A 17,106-nucleotide genomic window follows, 5' to 3' on the forward strand; every position below is an offset into this window, starting at 1 on the left:
CGAGTGATCGCGGAGGGCGGCGGGTTATTGCCTGGCGCCGCCGAATGCCATGCTGTCGCTGGGGACGAGATCATCCTTGTAGTAGCCGGCGAGGGCTTCTGCCGCATCACCGTAGAAGTGCCCCTTGATGCTGCCGTCGAGATTGGCGAAGGAGCCGTCAGCGGAGATGGTCGTGTTGGCGAAGCTGACGTAGTCGATGTTGCCGGTCAGCGTGTTGCTGCCGCCGCCATAGTTCGCCGTCAGGATGCCGGTATAGACGCCGTCCTGCGTGCCCGGGTTGTACTGAGACACGCCTACGACGTCATAGGTGGCGTTGACCAGCGTGGGCATGCTGGTGGTGGGGTTCTCACCGACATAGAACGCGGTATGCAGGTCGTTATCGAGGTTGAGGTTGGTGTCGTTGCCCATGCCGGTATTCGACCCCTTGGGTGCCCACTCACCGAAATAGACTTCGTAGCCTGGCACCTTGGCGACGACTTCGCCGCCAAAGTGAGGATAATTCGGTTGCGGATCGCTGATCTGGCGGTAGGCATAGATTTCCGTGCCGTTGGCGGTTTCTGCTTTCCACGTTTGGGAGAACGTGGTGGTGCCGATCTTGATGTAGTAGTAGGAGCCCGTATGGTTGGGATCGTTATAGGCGGCCTTTGTTTGCGCGATCGGGCCACCCGCGAAGCTGACGATGCCAGATTGTGGCAGGGGCGTTCCAGCAGCCGAACTAGGCATGGAAATACCGGCCAGGTCAGGGCCTTGCAGCGTCGAAGGGCCTGCGACTACGTAAGCGGTCGTTGCGCCGCCGAGCACAGTGGCTGCCATGCTTTGCATGGACATCATGGCCAGGGTGGAAGCGATGGCGAGTTTCGAGAGTTTCTTCATTTCAATTTTCCTTAAGGTTAAGGTTGGTTGACGACCGTTTTTTCAAAAAAACGGACAAAAAATCTGAAATTAGCGTTCAGAACCGCGCCGTCAGCCCGGCCTTGATCGTGCGTCCTGGGGCGGGTTGCATCACCCGTGCCAGCGGGTCGATGTAGTAGCGGTTGGTGATGTTGTTGATGCCCAGGTCCAGCGACAGGTTGTCATTCACCTGGTAGCTGGCGTAGGCGTCGAAGACCCAGATCGGGTTCCAGTAATAAGGCCGGTTGACGGCGTAGGAGAGACCCGTAACGGCGAGCGCTTCCTCGTCTTTATTGTTCGCGCTGCTGTGATAGGTCATGCGGCCGCCGATTTCCAGCTTGCGGTCCATCAATCTGGTGCCTACATCCAGATTGATGGAGTATTTCGGCTGCAGGCTGGTGCGGGAAAACGAAAACGGGAAGCCGGCGGTAATGCAGGCGGGAATTCGGTTCTGGACCGGGTCCAGATAAGAGGCGTAATCGCGGTCGCACATTTCGTTTTTCAGGCGATAGGTGCCAGCCAGGTTGGCGAAGAATCTGCCACTATCCATGCGAGTTTGCAGTTCAATACCAGTCATCTTCTTCTTGTCGAACTGGACGATATTGAAGGTGTTATCGCGGTCTATATAGTCATGAATGGTGTTGTGGAAATAGTTGATGCGGAAATCGGCATATTCCAGGCTGGGGAAATAATCAGCCAGGTTATGCACATAGCCGACTTCCCAGTTATAGGCATGCTCAGGCTTGCTGGCGGAAGCGGCCAGGTATGTCGCCTTGTAGCCCCAGACAGCTTGGGTATCTTCATACAGGCTTGGGAAACGGATGAATTCCGCGTAGCGCGCGTATAGCCTGGTGTTTTGCGTCAGAGAGATATTGGCGCCGAATTGAGGTGCCCAGGCATGGCCTTTCTTTTTTTCTGGCTGTTGCCAGCTATCTATGTCGGTGGCATAGCTGTAGACGTTGTTGTTGGTGCCCGGGTAAACGAAATTCGCGATGCAACCTTCCTGGCCTTGTGCATTTTCGGTGCAGGCATTGAGGTCTATGGTGCCGTTCAGAAAGGGATTGTTGTCGGCAAAGCCCTCAAAGGAATTATTGTAGGGAACCTCGATGTAATTATTTGCGTCGTAAGTGGTGTACCAGACGCCATCAATTTTGTTGGACCAGGCTTCTTGGGCGAAAGTCTCTGCATCAGGGTATTGCGCCAGGAAGTTTTCCAACCGGGTGCCAGTGTATCGGTCTATCCGGGACTGATATGTGGCATAGGAAGTTGCTTTGATGGCGCTTACTTCTTCATCGCTCAGCAATCGGTAATAGTTATATCTTTTGGCGGTGATGCTGCTTTCAGAAACTTTATAAGCCTCTACCTGATTAGCCCGTTTTTCTGCCAGGCCGTCATCGAACGACCAGTAGTCGCTGTAGCGCGCGCCAGCGTAAAGCTGCAGCCAGTCGACAGGTTTCCAGTCGAAGTTGAAGGCGAAATCCCATTGCTGGCGCGTGCCGCTGCGGGGGCCCAAATGATTGACACCCCAGGTCAGTTCCGTTACACGCATCCCTTCCGATGCGTCCGATTGACGCAGCTTTTCCTTGGTGAAGTCACCCGACAGGGTCAGGTGCAGGCGAGGGTGCAGTTCCGCCGTATTGCTCAGGTTGAAGCCCCAGCGTTTGTGCGTGGAAATCTGCAGCGCTTTTGGATAGATGGTGTAGGCATCATCGACATTGGACAGTTTCTCTGGCGGCGTGCCAGGAACATCGGTGCAGTCAATCGTAATGTCACCGCCTAGCACATTGCATCGGACATGGTTGTTCCAGAGGCCATCACCGCTGTGATACTCGCCATCGCCGGTGATGCCATAGACCAAATCGCCATTTTGGTGGCGCCAGCTTTTGCTGTCGGTCATCCAGGCGTTGGCATTCAGGTTGATGTACTTGTTGCCTTCCGGTTTGAAGCTGTAGCCCAGGTTCAGCGTGTCCTGCTTGACCTTGCTGTAGGGCAGTTGCGCCTGGTTGCCTTCTAATACTTCGTCGCGCACGGCCCAGGACACCAGCCAGGGCAGGCTTTCGCCATATTGCTGGTTGCTGTGCATGTAGCTCAGCTTGATGGACTGGTCATGGGGGAGGTACAGTGAACCCTTCAGCAGGTAGGATTCCTGGTTGTTCGATGTGTTGGTGACTTCCTGGCCGGGCAGGAAGTAATTGGCCACGTAGTTCGATTGCAAACCGCCAATACCGCCATCGGCATTGAATTGCGCGGTGGCCTGGTCCTGCCAGGTATCCGTCTGGTATTTTTCCGCGCCATGGGTGCCGCTGTAGTAGTTGCCGCGCTTGCGGTAGCTGTAGGCTGCCAGGAAGTCGAAATGCTCATGCTTTTTCGCCATGGCCAGGCGAAACGAGTTGTCGTCAAAATTAAAGTCCTTGCCGCTGGCACCGCTTCTCGGGGCCACTTCCAGGCCACCCCAGCTTTTTCCCACGTTGATTTGCCCATCAGTGGAGCTATATGCTCCCTCGACATCCCGGTAATCCTGCCCGAAAAGACTCTTCCAGTTCTCCTGCGCGCGCACGGCATTCGTGCCTGTTTCCGTCTTGAGTTCCATGCCGAAGGTGTTGCCCGGCTGGATGATGTCATCGGGTTCCAGCGTCCTGACCTGCACCGCACCGCCTATGCCGCTCTTGAGTCCCGGTGTCAGCGAGGGGCCTTTTTCCACCATGATGCTGCCGACCAGATTGGGGTCGATGTAGTTGCGGTTGGCGACACCTGCAGGTCCCATCCAGATGGAGGTGGCCTGCTCGGTGCCGTCGATGGTGACGGGAATCCGGCCTTCGCCCTGGACGCCGCGGATGTTCGGGTCCAGCGCGCCGCTGTTTCGGTTGTCGCCGCTGTAGACGCCGTTCATGCCCTTGAACAGGTCGCCAGCCGTGGCGCCTTTGTAGCGCTCGATTTCTTCCTTGCCCTGATAGACGTTGACGACATCCTTGTCGAAAACCTGGTTGCGGCCGTGTTCGTCGCGGTTTTCGTAGCTGCCTTCGATTTGCACTTCCTCAAGGGTGGTCACGGTGCTGTTGTCCGGAAGCGCGGTGTCGGCTGGCTCGGTGATGGCGCCGGCTGCCTGTGCATTTGACGGGGTGCTCAAGGGCACACTCAGGGCGAGTCCGATGAAAATGACCAATTGGCGTAGCGCGAAAGGGTGCGCGGCCGGGTGCAGACTGGGTGGCATGTAGACAGATCCGAAAGCGGGGAAGTTGGTGAACGGCAGGGTGTCAGGAGAGTGCCGCCGTCCTGGAGTAGCTATGTCGGATCAAATCTTATCTATAAATAAGAATGCGTCTCATACGATTTCATATGGAAAAAGCATGATTTCGTATGCGGGCGGCAGATGGGGGGGCGTACAGGAGAGAGGGGGGACTGGGAGGGTATGGGGAGAAGACGCGGCGGCGGCCGCCGGGGCTGGGCGCGGGCGGCTATGGCCGCCCCGGGCAGGCAGGTAGCATGCTGAGCGGTGCCGGTCAGGCGCGGTGCAAGGGGGTCAGCGGTCTTCCACGCGTTTGCCGAAAATCGCCTTGGGGGATTGGCCGTAGTAGCGGGTGAAGGCAACTGTGAAGTTGTTGGCGTATTTGTAGCCCACCTGCCAAGCCGCCTGCGAGACTTGCTGACCGGCTTCCAGCAGGGCATGGGCCTTGCGCATGCGCAGTTCCAGCAGTAGTTCTGCCGGCGTCGAACCGTAGAGATGCAGAAAGCCTTCCTTGAGCTTGTTTTTGTTCAGGCCGGTGGTGGTGGCCAGGTAGTCCAGCGTGAGGGGCTTGTCGAGGTGTTCAGCCAGCATGTCGCGGGCGTGCTCTATCCGCTCCAGATCGCGTGGCGCCATGGCGCAGGACGCTGCATCCTGGCGCGGTGCAAGCAAGTTGAACTGTTCATTCAACAGGCTGAGCGCATGGATGTGCAGATCCAGCCGTGATGGCGCTTCCTGGTCGGCTTGCAGATGGCGCAGCAGTGCTGCTGCATGCGACAGGGTCATGGGAGATCCGGCGCGGAATGCCAGGCGATTGAGGCGGCTGTTACCGAATAGCTGGATGGTGCGGGTGTCGCCCAGGTATTTCCGGATGAGTTGCTCGTCAGCCACGATACGCAGTTGCGCGACGGTATCGCCGGCTTCGTAGCGTCGCTCGCCAGGAATGGCCTGGAAGGCGGTGATGGTGGTGTGGCCGGCCTGGAATTCCAGGCGGGTGGCATCTTGGCCCAGATAGCTGGAACGGCCTTGCAGGCCGATAGTGACCACCATGACGCGGCCCCGGTGCGGGCCATTGGTTTCCTCGACCAGCGATTGCAGCGGATGGTAGTGCAGGCGGCCCAAGCCCAGGCCAGGTTCCAGTTCGAGAAAGTCATGAAAGCAGCGCCCCAGGTCTTCGGGCAACTGGATGCGGGTTCTGCCGTGCCCCAGGGACTGGTATGCCCGGGGCTCGTCGGCGGCGAGGCGGCAGACGCTTGCGCGAGTATTCATCCCTGTGATTCTCCGGAAGGAAGCATGCGTATCGGTGCGCTGCAGTGCCACGCATACTTTTTCATGCTTTTTGCATAGAACAAAAATTAATAATTCTCATTAAATATATCATTGTTTGGTTATCGAGATGTGCTTAATACATCATCTTTTTTCTTAAAAATCCATGATTATCAATGAGTTGATTATTTTATTCGGTACGTTCCCGTGCCGTTCGGAAACGATTGGCGGAGGCCGCTCATGAGTGCTGGAATTGCTGTGGCGCAGGAACATCCGCTGCAGGTGTACTGGGACAGGCAGCTGGCAGGGCTGGAAGCGGACGCCCTGCGTGTGGCATTGCAATTGCAGCTTCCGGAGCAGCTGGCGCGTTGCCGTGGGATGGCTGAGCTGGCACGTGCGCTGGCAGTGGATGCCGGGCGCCTGGAAAAGCTGATCGAATTGCTGTGGGCCATGGGCGTGGTGGAACGCGTCGAGGCTTCAGTTGACGCCGCTGGCAGGATTGCTGACGCCGGGCCTGTTTATCGCCTGGCGCCTGCCCTGGCGCCTTATCTGTCCTTGGCTTCGCCTTTGTATTGCGGGGATGCGCTGCTATACCGGCACAAGGTATTGCGGCAGTCTGGCGCACAGCTCGATGCGTTGTTGCTACCGGATGAGGGCGGTTCAGTTGCGGCGCAAGCGCCGGCTGTCCCGGGAGCTGCGGGCCGGGCCTGGGCGGCAGCGGCGCGCTTGCAGATTGCGCAGGAGCAGCGTGCGGCGTCGATCCAGGGCGCGCTGTCTGTGTTGGAGCGCCTGCCGGAGTATCCGGAGAGCCGGCATTTGCTGGATCTGGGCGGCGGGCCGGGGCTGGTGGCAGTGGCGCTGGCACAGCGCCTGCCCATGCTGGAAGGCGTGGTGTTTGAGTATCCGGAAGTGGCTGCCGTGGCCCAGGAAAATATCGACGCCGCGGGCCTGGCCAGCCGCTTGCGCGCGCAGGGGGGCGATATTGCCCGCGATGAGGTCGGGCAGGGCTATGACTTGATCTGGTGCTCCTCGGTGCTGCATTTCGTGCCCGACGTGCCCGCCTTGCTCGCGCGCTTGTTCCGCGCCCTGAAACCAGGCGGGGTACTGGTCTGCTGTCATGCGCAGGTCGATGGTGATAGCGCGGTGCTGCCGGATCACCGGGTGCTGGCCTATTACCTCAATATGCGCATGATGGGGCGTCATGTCTTGCCGGCGCGAGAAATGGCCGGACAATTGAGGCAGGCGGGTTTTGCCAGCGTGGAACTGGCCGGTGATATTTGTTTCCCTGTGGCCCCGGTAACGGCGCTGGTGGCCCGCAAGGCAAGGCGGACAATGTGAACAAGACCCGGATATTCGGTTTGCAGCTGTTGTTTGGCTGGCTGAACCTGGCACTGACCGTGCCCAGCATCTATTTGATGTTCGGCATGCCGCTGGTCATGCGCCAGCATGGCTGGAGCGGGACGGAAATCGGCCTGTTCCAGCTGGCGGCGCTTCCAGCGATCTTCAAGTTCCTGTTTGCCGTGCCGGTGCAGCGGGTGCGGCTGGGCCACGGACATTTTGTGAACTGGCTGCTGGGGCTGTGCCTGGTGGTGCTTGTGCTGTACTGGCAGATTGGCAGGCAGAACCTGATCAGTCAGCCGCTGTGGCTCTTCGGGCTGACTTTCGCCATCAGTATCGCTACCACCTGGGCTGACATTCCGCTCAATGCGCTGGCAGTCCAGTGCCTGCCGCGTGGCGAGCAATTGCGCGCCGGGAGCATCCGTTCGGCGGCCTTGTTCCTGGGAGCCATCATCGGGGGCGGTATCATGATTCTGGTGCAGGCCCATCATGGCTGGCAGATGCCGTTCTGGCTGATGGGGGCTGCCCTGGCGCTGGGATGCCTGCCTTTTCTATGGCTGCGCGGGCAGGCTGGCTTGCCGCTACCTTCGGCAGCATCCGCCAGGCAGGACGAAGCGCCGTTGGAAGGGTTTGTGGCCGACTGGATCGGCTTCTTCAGTCAGGCGGGGGCACGGCAGTGGACCTGGCTTTTGCTGATGGGTTTTCCATTCCTGGGCGCGGCCTGGCTATACCTCAAGCCGCTGATGCTGGATCAGGGGATGCCGCTGGAGCAGGTAGCGTTCATCATCGGTATCGTCGGGGGGCTGACGGGGGCCGTGTTCAGTCTCCTGGGGGGACGGCTGGCGATGTGGCTGGGCGCTGGCAGGGCAGTATTCTGCTATTTGCTGGCAGCCCTGGTGGCGCTGCTGCTGTTGACCGCCATCATAGGCTTGCACCTGGGGGGCGTCTGGCTGATCGGCAGCGCCTTGCTGCTGGCTGCGGCCATGGGAGCGGTGTCGGCTTTGATGTTCGGCTTGACCTTGTTCTTCACGCGACGTCAGCGCAATGCCTCGGATTATGGCTTGCAATCCAGCTTGTTTACCGTGACCCGCCTGGCTGTGCCTGTCGCAGCCGGCTGGCTGCTGGATCACCTCGGGCAGACGGGAATGCTGGCTTGCCTAGCTTGCGGCGTATTGTGCGCCTGCGTGCTGGCCTGGCGTGCACGAGCCAAGGTGGAGGTTGCCGCGCGGCGGGTTTTGGCGAGTGACGCCCGCGCCTGAATCCGGCGATTGCCGTCGCAGGCGGCAATACCGCAGGGCAGCGATGCCAGGGGCCTATATGCCCGGCATGGCTGCCCTGTCTTTACCGGCGTCCTCACATGGGGCGCAGCGGATGTCAGCGGATGGCCTTCAACCCTTCCAGCACCAGCGTGGTGGCGATATCCGCATATTCCTCGCGGCTGACCGGGCCATCGGGGCGGAACCACATATAAACCCAGTTCAGCATGCCGAACAGCGACATGGTGACGGGCTTGAGCAAGGGGCGGTTTTCGTCCAGTTGCGGGTTGATCTCGTAGATGACCGCAGAAATCCTGCGTACGATCCGCCGTTCCAGCAGGTTGAGTTCCTGTGCCTGTTCTTCGGTCAGCGAGCCTGAACGGTTGAGCTGAACCTTGTGCATGTCGTCCGCATCGCGGTAGCACTCGAGGATTTGCCGTACCAGCTTGCGCAGGCGGGTTTCTGCGTCGTCGCCCTTGCTTTCCTCTGCGGTAATTTCCAGGGCGTGATCCAGCTCTTCGAGGTGGCTGCGGATAATGTCAAAGATCAGGGCGTCTTTGCTGGGGTAGTAGTGGTAGAGCAGTGCCTTCGAGACTTTGCTGCGTGAGGCGATCTGTGCCATGGATGCCTTTTCCATGCCCAGTTCCGCAAAGACTGCGGCGGCACTGGTCAGGATGCTGCGCTGTTTTTCTTCGAAATCTGCCGCGCGCGTGCGTGCCATGCTGATATATCGTCCTATTAATAGTAATTATTCTGAGTGGCCGGGATCACGGCACCCGCTGCGCCGCAAGCGGCGCGGGCTGGCCGGTCCGTAGCAGGTCTTGCCGGAGGACGGCGCAACCTGGCGGCATGCCGGCGATGCAACGGAAGGCCGCCCCCGCAGGGCCGGCCAGCGTTGTCTGGCAGGCAGTGCGGGGGCGGCGCCTAAGGCATGGGCGGTATCCGGCCACTCAAACGCCGCAAACAAAACGGCGCCACGCTGTGGCCGATGTTACCGCATTCCGCTGCCGGAGGCGGCCTTCGTCCAGGTCCCGGTCCTGCAGGACCGTCATGTTTTTGTTGCCTGGAACGGTGGGGCCTGCGCCAGGGCAGTGCCTGGCGCGGCATGCGGGTGTCCCGCGCTTTTGGTGGAAGGATGCGCGGGTGTCCGCCGCATGCCGGCGGTACGGATTGGCTTAGCGCTTCGGCCGGTTGTCGACGACGCGCTTGGCCTTGCCTTCGGAGCGGACCACGGCGCCAGGCAGCGTGACATCCACCAAGGTGCTGATGCCGACAATGCTCTTGATGTGGTGTGCCAGTTCCTTGGCGGAACGTGCCCGGGCCTGATCGTCGCAGGCATCGGCCTGGCATTCCACGTGCACCGTCATGTTGTCCATGCGGCCATTGCGGCTCAACTCGATCTGGAAGTGCGGCGCCAGGCCCTTGCACTTGAGGATCTGTTCTTCGATCTGGGTCGGGAAGACATTCACGCCGCGCAGGATGATCATGTCGTCGCTGCGGCCGGTGATTTTTTCCATGCGGCGCATGGTGCGTGCCGTGCCAGGCAGCAGGCGCGTCAGGTCACGGGTACGGTAGCGAATGATGGGCAGGCCTTCCTTGGTCAGCGTGGTGAAGACCAGTTCGCCCTGTTCGCCGTCAGGCAGGACTTCGCCGGTAACGGGGTCGATGATTTCGGGGTAGAAGTGGTCTTCCCAGATGTGCAGGCCATCCTTGGTTTCGACGCACTCGTTGGCCACGCCCGGGCCCATGACTTCCGACAGGCCATAGATGTCTACGGCGTGCATGTCGAAGGCCTGTTCGATTTCCAGGCGCATGGCGTTGGTCCACGGTTCGGCGCCGAAGATGCCTACCGCCAGCGAGCATTCGCGCGGGTCCATGCCTTGGCGCTTGAATTCGTCCAGGATGGACAGCATGTAGGACGGCGTCACCATGATGATGCGCGCCTGGAAGTCATTGATGAGCGACACCTGGCGCTCGGTCATGCCACCGGAGATGGGCACCACCGTGCAGCCCAGCTTTTCCGCGCCGTAGTGGGCGCCCAGGCCGCCCGTGAACAGGCCATAGCCGTAGGCATTGTGCATGACGTCGCCCGGGCGGCCGCCGGCTGCGCGGATACAGCGCGCCATGACGGTGGCCCAGGTGTCGATGTCGTTGCGGGTGTAGCCGACTACCGTGGGCTTGCCGGTCGTGCCCGACGAGGCGTGGATGCGTACCAGTTGTTCACGCGGCACGGCGAACATGCCGAACGGATAGGTATCGCGCAGATCGGTCTTGTAGGTGAACGGGAACTTGGAGAGATCAGACAGCGTTTTCAGGTCGGAAGGATGGACGCCGGCGTCATCGAAACGCTTGCGGTAGAACGGCGAATTCTCGTAAGCGTGGGTCAGCGACCATTTCATGCGCTCCAGCTGGAGTGCGGCCAGTTCATCGCGCGAAGCGATTTCAATCGGATCAAGATCCTCTTTGCGAGGCGCCAGGTTTTCCATGTTTGTCTCCTGCTATGGCTTCTGATTCTTGCGATAGGCCGCAGCGCGTTGGCGTGCTGCGGTCTGGTTCTTTCGTGTCGGTCTACTGCCGGCAACGGGTATTCAGGGGTTCGCTTCCGGCAGCAAGGTGCCTTTGATGGTCCGGGACAGGCCGCGGAATTCAGCGATATGGGCGCCATCCTGATTGCGGATGACCACGTCATAAATGCCGCTGCGGCCGCTGCGGCTGATTTCGCGCGCCGTGGCTGTCAGAACGTCGTTTTCGAACGCGGGGGCGAGGAAGCTGACGGAACAGTGCTGCGCGACGGCGCGCTGGTTATAGGTATTGCACGCGAAGGCAAAGGCCGAGTCGGCCAGCGTGAACATATAGCCGCCGTGACAGGTACGGTGGCCATTGAGCATGCTGGCGTCGATACGCATCTGAATGGTTGCCGTACCGGGGCCGATTTGTTCCAGGTCCAGCTTCATGTCCAGGTGCTGGGTGGCGCGGTCATCCTCCCACATGGCTTGCGCACAGGCACGCGCCAGGGCTTGCGGGCTCAAGGTGCTGATGTCCATCTCAGTTCCCCTTGAAGACGGCAGGACGCTTGTCCAGAAAGGCGGCGACGCCTTCGGCGTAGTCGTGGCTGCGTCCGGCTTCACGCTGCAGGTCGCGTTCCAGGTCGAGCTGTTGGTCCAGGCTGTTGGTGGATGCCGCCTGGATTGCACGCTTGGTCAGGCCCAGGCCACGAGTGGGGCCCTGTGCCAGTTGCTGAGCCAGTTTGAGGGCTTCTTCCTGCAGCGCAGCGTCATCGACGGCGCGCCAGATCAGACCCCAGTCGGCAGCGGTCTCGGCGTTCAGCGGTGCAGCGGTCAGGGCCAGCGCCTTGGCGCGGGCTTCGCCCAGCAGGCGTGGCAGGCTCCAGGTGCCACCGGAATCCGGTACCAGGCCGATCTTGGAAAAGGCCTGAATGAAGCGGGCTGAACGCGCTGCCAGGACAATGTCGCAGACCAGGGCCAGATTGGCGCCGGCGCCGGCAGCCACGCCATTGACCGCACAGATCACGGGTTTTTCCAGGCGGCGAATCTGGCGGACCAGGGGGTTGTAGAACTTTTCGATGGTGGCGCCGAGGTCGGGGGCGCTGCCGCCGCTCTTGCGCGGATCGCGGTCACCCAGGTCCTGGCCGGCGCAGAAACCACGGCCGGCGCCCGTCAGCAGCACGGCGCGCACGGCGCTGTCCTGTTCGGCACGATCCAGCCCGGCGCGCAGCGCCAGATGCATGTCTTCGTTGAACGAGTTCAGTTTGTCGGGGCGATTCAGGGTCAGGCGCAGTACGCCTTGCTCCAGACTGACGAGCACGGTGTCGTGAGAGGATTGCTCCACGTTGTCTCCTTCGTTTTTTTACCGCCGGGCCATCTATTCCGGCATCAGGCTACCAGCGACGGTAGCAGACGGAACGGAGGCACGGGGCCGTATTTTTTTTCGCCGGATTTTTTCCGGTGGTCCTGGGGCGCCATTTTCACAGCTTGATGGCGCTTGGGTATTCGGGTTCCTACTATTGCATAAACCGTCCGGTCGGTCAATAATTCCCTGGCACTCTTCAACATGGGAAAAACCAGTATGTCCAGCCTGTTTGATCAGCACCGCGCCACGCTTGAATCGGCCCTTGCAGCAATACGTGAACGGGGCTTCTGGAGCGCCTATCCCGAGGTTCCCAGCGGCAAGATCTACTGTGAAAACGCCAAGCAGGAAGGCTTGGCCAGCTACCAGTCGCACCTGAATGGCGACTTCGAATTGCCGGGGCATCCCGAGCAGCGCCGTGTAGGCGCGGAAGTGTCACCTTTCCTTGGCGCAGCCGAGGGCGCGCTGGGCATACGCTACCCGGCGGCAGACGCTGAGCTGCTGGTTTCGCATTCGCAGGCAGCCGCGGCAGCCTGGGCCAATGCCGGTATCGAAACCCGGGTGGGAATCTGCCTGGAGATCCTGGCACGGCTGAACCGCCGCAGTTTCGAAATGGCCAATGCCGTCATGCATACTTCCGGCCAGGCTTTTCCGATGGCTTTCCAGGCTGGTGGCCCCCATGCGCAGGATCGCGGCCTCGAAGCCCTGGCCTATGCCTGGGACGAGATGCAGCGCATTCCCGCCAGTGCCCGCTGGGTCAAGCCGCAAGGCAAGGCGGGCGACATCATTATGGACAAGCACTGGCGCATCGTGCCTCGTGGCGTTTCCCTGTTGATCGGCTGCCAGACTTTCCCGACCTGGAATAGTTATTCCGGTCTGTTCGCCAACCTGGCGACGGGCAATACCGTGATCGCCAAGCCTCACCCTGCCGCCATTCTGCCCATGGCGCTGACGGTGCTGGTGGCGCGCGAGGTTCTGGCCGAGCAGGGCCTGCCGCCCGATGTCGTGCTGCTGGCAGCGGAAGAGCCGGGCTCGGGCCAGGCCAAGGTGTTTGCCGAGCATCCCGGCATTGCACAGATCGACTACACCGGTTCCGGCGAGTTCGGTCAATGGCTGCGCCGCCATGCGGCTACGCCGCTGGTCTATACCGAAGAGGCCGGCGTCAACAGCATCGTGATTGCGGCCACGGACAATTTCGATGCGATGTGCCAGAACATCGCCTTTTCTCTGTCGCTCTACAGCGGCCAGATGTGCACGGCGCCGCAGAACCTGTTCGTGCCGCGTGACGGCATCCTGGCTGGTGGCGAGCGCAAGTCTTTCGACGAGGTGGCGGCCGGCATTGCCGCAGCCGTGGATGCCTTGTTGGCCGACCCGGCGCGTGCCGCCGCGGTGGCGGGCGCCATCGCCAACCCGGATACGTTGGCGCGTGTCGATGCGGCACGCAGCCTGGGCCGCATTGTGCGTGATTCGGCGCCGCTGGCGGGCGCCGGTCCGGCTCGTACTGCGACGCCGCTGATCGTCGCGGTGGATGCGGCGGCCACCGATGCTTACGAGGCTGAACGCTTCGGCCCCATTGCATTGGTCGTGGCCGTGGCTGACGCCGCCGAGGGTGTACGCCGCGCTGCCGACCTGGCGCGGCGCAAGGGCGCCATCACCGCCGCGCTCTATGACACGAGCGAAGCCGGCATCCTGGACGCGGCTGACGCCTTTGCCGAAGCCGGCGTGAACCTTTCGGTCAATTTGCTGGGTGGCATCTATGTGAACCAAAGCGCGGCATACAGCGACTTCCACGTGACCGGCGCCAATCCGGCAGGCAATGCCTGCTTTGCCGACAGCGCTTTCGTCGCCAACCGCTTTCGCGTCGCCATGTGGCGCCAGCCCGCGCCGACCAGCGCCTAAAGTCATCGCCGGGAGTGGTTATCACTGTTCGTGGCTTCAGGCGCCCGCCAAGAGGCGCCATGGCGACAGACTGTGTTCATCGTGGTTATGCAGGGGTTTCTGTATCCGGCAGCCTGGGCCATCTTCAAGAGCCAGGCACCGGCAAGCAGTTCATTTCATAAACTGGAGGGAGACAACATGAAGCGATTCAACAAAAAGAATGTATTCAAGCTGGCTGGCGCCGTGGCGCTGGCCTGGTGTGCGGCCGGCACGGCCAGCGCCGATATCCTGATCGGCTCTACCGTGTCCGCGACGGGCCCTGCGTCCTTCCTGGGCGAGCCCGAGGCACGCACCCTGAAGATGCTGGTTGACGACATCAACGCCAAAGGCGGCGTGCAAGGCGAGAAAATCAAGCTGATCGCCTATGACGATGGCGGCGATCCGAACAAGGCGCGCACGTTCGCAACCCGGCTGATCGAGGACGACGAGGTCGTGGCAGTCATCGGCGGCACCACCACCGGCACCACGATGTCCATCATTCCCGTCGTGGAAGAAGCGGGCGTGCCTTTCATTTCGCTGGCCGGCGCCATCGAAATTATCCAGCCGGTGCGCAAGCATACGTTCAAGACGCCGCATACCGACCGCATGGCCTGCGCCAAGATCTTCGAAGACATGAAGCAGCGCAATCTGACGAAGATCGGCCTGCTGTCTGGCTCCGACAGCTTTGGCGCTTCCATGCGCAAGCAGTGCCTGGACATCGTGGGCGATTATGGCATCACCATCGTGGGCGATGAAACTTTCGGCCCGGCCGACGCCGACATGACGCCGCAGCTGACCAACCTGCGCAACAAGAACGGCATTCAGGCCATCCTGAACCTGGGCATGGGTTCGGGCCCCGCCATCGTGACGCGCAACTATGCGCAGTTGGCTGTCGACCTGCCGCTGTACCAGTCGCATGGCGTGGCATCCGATGCCTTCATCGAACTGGCGGGCGCCAAGGCGGCCGAAGGCGTGCGCCTGCCCGGCACCTCCTTGCTGGTGGCAGAGCAACTGGCGGAGGCCGATCCCCAGCGCGAAGTGGTGCAGAACTACAAGAAGCGCTACGAAGCAGAGACCGGCAAGCCGGTGTCGACCTTCGGCGGCTATGCCCATGACGCCCTGTTCCTGATCGTCGACGCCATCAATCGCGCCGGCAAGGCCGAACCCGAAGCCATCCGCGATGCGCTGGAATCGACCACTGGCTACATGGGGACGACCGGCAGCTTCACCATGACGCCGCAGGATCACCTGGGCCTGGACCTGAGCGCTTTCCGCATGCTGGAAATCCGTGATGGCGGCTGGAAGATCGTCGAATAACTGACCGACATTCCGGCGCTTGCAGCGCGGGGCGGCGAGGGGGCCGCCACCGTCTGGCAAGACGAGCTGGGCCGCCGCTTGCCGACCGCTTTCCGGTCGAGCCATGCGCGGCGGCGGCTCATCGTAGCGCCGAAGATTCCCCCGCCCGGTCCCGGTTTCGGGAGACGTGGCGGGGATTCTTCACATCCGGAGACATACATGCCTGAATTCATGCAGTTTTTGCTGTCGGGGCTGACAGTCGGCGCAGTGTATGCGCTCGTCGCCCTCGGCTTTACCATTATCTATAACGCTTCCGACGTGGCGAACTTCGCGCAGGGCGAGTTCGTGATGCTCGGCGGCATGATCACCGCTTTCGCCTACATGGCAGGCGCGCCGCTGCCGCTTGCAGCGCTGCTCGCCATCGTGGTGACGGCAGCCATTGGGGTGGCGCTCAACAAACTGGCCATCGAACCGGCGCGCGGTGCGCCCGTGGCGAGCCTGATCATCATCACCATCGGTGCCTCCATCTTCATCCGGGGCGTGGCGCAGGTGGTCTTTGACAAACAGTTGCACCGCTTCCCCGCATTCTCCGGGGATGATCCAATCCGTGTGCTGGGTGCGACCATTCTGCCGCAAAGCCTGTGGGTCATCGTCGGGGCGCTGGTGATCTTCGTCGGCTTGTGGCTGTTCTTCACGCGCACGCTGACGGGGCGCGCCGTGCTGGCGACAGCCAACAACCGCATCGCCGCGTTGCTGGTGGGGATCAATACCAAATACATCATGACGCTGTCCTTCGCCCTGTCGGCCGCCATCGGCGCGCTGGCCGGGGTGCTGGTCACGCCCATCACCCTGGTGAGCTACGACATCGGCATGACGATGGCGCTCAAGGGGTTCGCCGCCGCCATGCTGGGCGGTATGGGCAATCCCAAGGGGGCGTTGGCCGGTGGCCTGTTGCTGGGCTTGCTGGAAGCTTTTACTGCTGGCTATATCAGTTCCCAATACAAGGATGCGGCGGCTTTCGTGGTCATCCTCGGCGTGCTGTTCTTCATGCCCCAGGGCCTGTTCGGACGCCGTGCGGCGGAGAGGGTGTAAATGATGAAGAAACTGTCTCCGAAACATGCCACGCTGCTGGTGCTGGCGATCCTGATCGCCGTGGCGCCGCTATTTTTTCCTTCTTCCTATTACCTGCGAGTCGGCTCGCTGATCTTCGTCAATGGTCTGGCGGTGGTGGGTATCGTGGTGCTGACGGGCTTCGTGGGCCAGATCAGCCTGGGCCATGCCGGGTTCCTGGGCATAGGCGCCTATGCCTGCGCGCTGGCACCCAAGTACCTGGGCTTGCCGGTGCTGCCTTCGGCCTTGCTGGGCGCAGTGATTTCCGGCTTGCTGGCCTGGGTGGTGGGACGCCCCATCCTGAGGTTGCGGGGCTATTACCTGTCGGTCGCCACACTGGGGTTCGGCGTGCTGGTCGCCATGGTGCTGACCAATGAAGCCTGGCTGACCGGCGGCCCGGACGGCATCGCCGTGCAGGACCCCGGCATGCGCGCTGCGCTCAAGGACATGGGCCTGAGCCTGAACAATGCCGAGTTCTGGTACGCGTTCAACGGCATCATGCTGGTCCTGGGGGCCTGGGTGGCGCTCAATTTGCAATACAGTGCCACGGGGCGCGCATTGCGGGCGCTGCATGGTTCCGAAGTGGCGGCGCGTACTGTCGGCGTGGACGTGGCGCGCTTCAAGCTGCGCGGTTTTGTCATCTCCGCCATCTACGCTTCGCTGGCCGGCTCCCTGCTGGCCATGCAGAATCGCTTCATCACGCCGGATGCCGCCAGTTTCATGCACTCCGTCGAAATTGTGACGATGGCGGTGCTGGGCGGCGCTGGCTCGGTGCTGGGCGCCATTTTCGGTGCGGCCGTGCTGACGGCCCTGCCCCAGGTGCTGACATTCTTCCAGGAGTACGAGCAGATCGTGCTCGGCCTGATCATGATGCTGGTCATGATTTTCCTGCGCGGCGGCGTTTTGCCCAGCCTTGCGCGCATCATCCGCGGGAGGGGCTGA

The 17,106-nt window shown here is 61.4% G+C and carries 13 protein-coding genes; 6 read left to right on the top strand and 7 right to left on the bottom strand.

What is annotated here, in order from left to right; all coding sequences use genetic code 11:
* Positions 1 to 24: 24 nt before the first annotated feature.
* The 3 genes from ACEW7X_RS03790 to ACEW7X_RS03800 form a co-directional block, all read right to left on the bottom strand.
* A complete protein-coding gene (locus ACEW7X_RS03790; RefSeq protein ID WP_130487281.1) occupies positions 25 to 873 on the bottom strand; it encodes a Slam-dependent surface lipoprotein in 849 nt (282 codons plus the stop codon).
* 76 nt (positions 874 to 949) lie between these two features.
* Positions 950 to 4,102 carry a TonB-dependent receptor domain-containing protein gene (locus ACEW7X_RS03795; RefSeq protein WP_130487280.1) on the bottom strand — a complete coding sequence of 1,051 codons (3,153 nt, stop codon included), beginning with the start codon at positions 4,100 to 4,102 and terminating at the stop codon, positions 950 to 952.
* A 309-nt stretch (positions 4,103 to 4,411) separates the two neighbouring features.
* Positions 4,412 to 5,383: a helix-turn-helix transcriptional regulator gene (locus ACEW7X_RS03800; protein ID WP_130487279.1), complete on the bottom strand. Its 972-nt coding sequence runs from the start codon at positions 5,381 to 5,383 to the stop codon at positions 4,412 to 4,414.
* Positions 5,384 to 5,620: 237 nt separating this feature from the next.
* Between ACEW7X_RS03800 and ACEW7X_RS03805 the strand changes: the two genes are divergently transcribed.
* Entirely contained in the window at positions 5,621 to 6,718 is a 1,098-nt protein-coding gene (locus ACEW7X_RS03805; RefSeq protein ID WP_130487278.1) for a class I SAM-dependent methyltransferase, read from the top strand.
* Positions 6,715 to 7,977, top strand: a complete 1,263-nt coding sequence (locus ACEW7X_RS03810) for an MFS transporter (protein WP_420177618.1) — start codon at positions 6,715 to 6,717, stop codon at positions 7,975 to 7,977. The genes ACEW7X_RS03805 and ACEW7X_RS03810 overlap by 4 nt, the downstream gene beginning before the upstream one ends.
* Positions 7,978 to 8,092: 115 nt before the next feature.
* Here ACEW7X_RS03810 and ACEW7X_RS03815 read toward each other — a convergent pair whose 3' ends face one another.
* From ACEW7X_RS03815 to paaG, 4 genes are all read right to left on the bottom strand, one after another.
* On the bottom strand, positions 8,093 to 8,695 hold the full coding sequence (locus ACEW7X_RS03815) for a TetR/AcrR family transcriptional regulator (protein ID WP_130487276.1): 603 nt from the start codon (positions 8,693 to 8,695) through the stop codon (positions 8,093 to 8,095).
* Between the two features lie 454 nt (positions 8,696 to 9,149).
* Positions 9,150 to 10,460 (bottom strand): phenylacetate--CoA ligase PaaK, encoded by a 1,311-nt coding sequence (gene paaK / locus ACEW7X_RS03820; protein WP_253596044.1) that lies wholly within the window; start codon positions 10,458 to 10,460, stop codon positions 9,150 to 9,152.
* A 102-nt stretch (positions 10,461 to 10,562) separates the two neighbouring features.
* The gene (paaI, locus tag ACEW7X_RS03825) at positions 10,563 to 11,018 is read right to left on the bottom strand and encodes a hydroxyphenylacetyl-CoA thioesterase PaaI (protein ID WP_130487274.1); all 456 of its coding nucleotides are present in this window, start codon (positions 11,016 to 11,018) and stop codon (positions 10,563 to 10,565) included.
* 1 nt (position 11,019) lies between these two features.
* Entirely contained in the window at positions 11,020 to 11,823 is an 804-nt protein-coding gene (gene paaG / locus ACEW7X_RS03830; RefSeq protein ID WP_253105444.1) for a 2-(1,2-epoxy-1,2-dihydrophenyl)acetyl-CoA isomerase PaaG, read from the bottom strand.
* A 237-nt stretch (positions 11,824 to 12,060) separates the two neighbouring features.
* Between paaG and paaN the strand changes: the two genes are divergently transcribed.
* From paaN to ACEW7X_RS03850, 4 genes are all read left to right on the top strand, one after another.
* Positions 12,061 to 13,740 carry a phenylacetic acid degradation protein PaaN gene (gene paaN / locus ACEW7X_RS03835; protein WP_420177619.1) on the top strand — a complete coding sequence of 560 codons (1,680 nt, stop codon included), beginning with the start codon at positions 12,061 to 12,063 and terminating at the stop codon, positions 13,738 to 13,740.
* Positions 13,741 to 13,917: 177 nt separating this feature from the next.
* Positions 13,918 to 15,075 (top strand): ABC transporter substrate-binding protein, encoded by a 1,158-nt coding sequence (locus ACEW7X_RS03840; RefSeq protein ID WP_253105356.1) that lies wholly within the window; start codon positions 13,918 to 13,920, stop codon positions 15,073 to 15,075.
* Between the two features lie 198 nt (positions 15,076 to 15,273).
* Positions 15,274 to 16,146 carry a branched-chain amino acid ABC transporter permease gene (locus tag ACEW7X_RS03845; protein WP_068371696.1) on the top strand — a complete coding sequence of 291 codons (873 nt, stop codon included), beginning with the start codon at positions 15,274 to 15,276 and terminating at the stop codon, positions 16,144 to 16,146.
* On the top strand, positions 16,147 to 17,106 hold the full coding sequence (locus ACEW7X_RS03850) for a branched-chain amino acid ABC transporter permease (protein WP_068371699.1): 960 nt from the start codon (positions 16,147 to 16,149) through the stop codon (positions 17,104 to 17,106).

Origin of the sequence: Kerstersia gyiorum (assembly GCF_048595715.1) — a bacterium.
Lineage (GTDB): Bacteria > Pseudomonadota > Gammaproteobacteria > Burkholderiales > Burkholderiaceae_B > Kerstersia > Kerstersia gyiorum.

Bases quoted from the DNA above. Each gene is read 5' to 3' on its own strand.
- ACEW7X_RS03790 (WP_130487281.1), bottom strand. From the start codon at position 873: ATGAAGAAACTCTCGAAACTCGCCATCGCTTCCACCCTGGCCATGATG.
- ACEW7X_RS03795 (WP_130487280.1), bottom strand. From the start codon at position 4,102: ATGCCACCCAGTCTGCACCCGGCCGCGCACCCTTTCGCGCTACGCCAA.
- ACEW7X_RS03800 (WP_130487279.1), bottom strand. From the start codon at position 5,383: ATGAATACTCGCGCAAGCGTCTGCCGCCTCGCCGCCGACGAGCCCCGG.
- ACEW7X_RS03805 (WP_130487278.1), top strand. From the start codon at position 5,621: ATGAGTGCTGGAATTGCTGTGGCGCAGGAACATCCGCTGCAGGTGTAC.
- ACEW7X_RS03815 (WP_130487276.1), bottom strand. From the start codon at position 8,695: ATGGCACGCACGCGCGCGGCAGATTTCGAAGAAAAACAGCGCAGCATC.
- paaK (WP_253596044.1), bottom strand. From the start codon at position 10,460: ATGGAAAACCTGGCGCCTCGCAAAGAGGATCTTGATCCGATTGAAATC.
- paaI (WP_130487274.1), bottom strand. From the start codon at position 11,018: ATGGACATCAGCACCTTGAGCCCGCAAGCCCTGGCGCGTGCCTGTGCG.
- paaN (WP_420177619.1), top strand. From the start codon at position 12,061: ATGTCCAGCCTGTTTGATCAGCACCGCGCCACGCTTGAATCGGCCCTT.
- ACEW7X_RS03840 (WP_253105356.1), top strand. From the start codon at position 13,918: ATGAAGCGATTCAACAAAAAGAATGTATTCAAGCTGGCTGGCGCCGTG.
- ACEW7X_RS03845 (WP_068371696.1), top strand. From the start codon at position 15,274: ATGCCTGAATTCATGCAGTTTTTGCTGTCGGGGCTGACAGTCGGCGCA.
- ACEW7X_RS03850 (WP_068371699.1), top strand. From the start codon at position 16,147: ATGATGAAGAAACTGTCTCCGAAACATGCCACGCTGCTGGTGCTGGCG.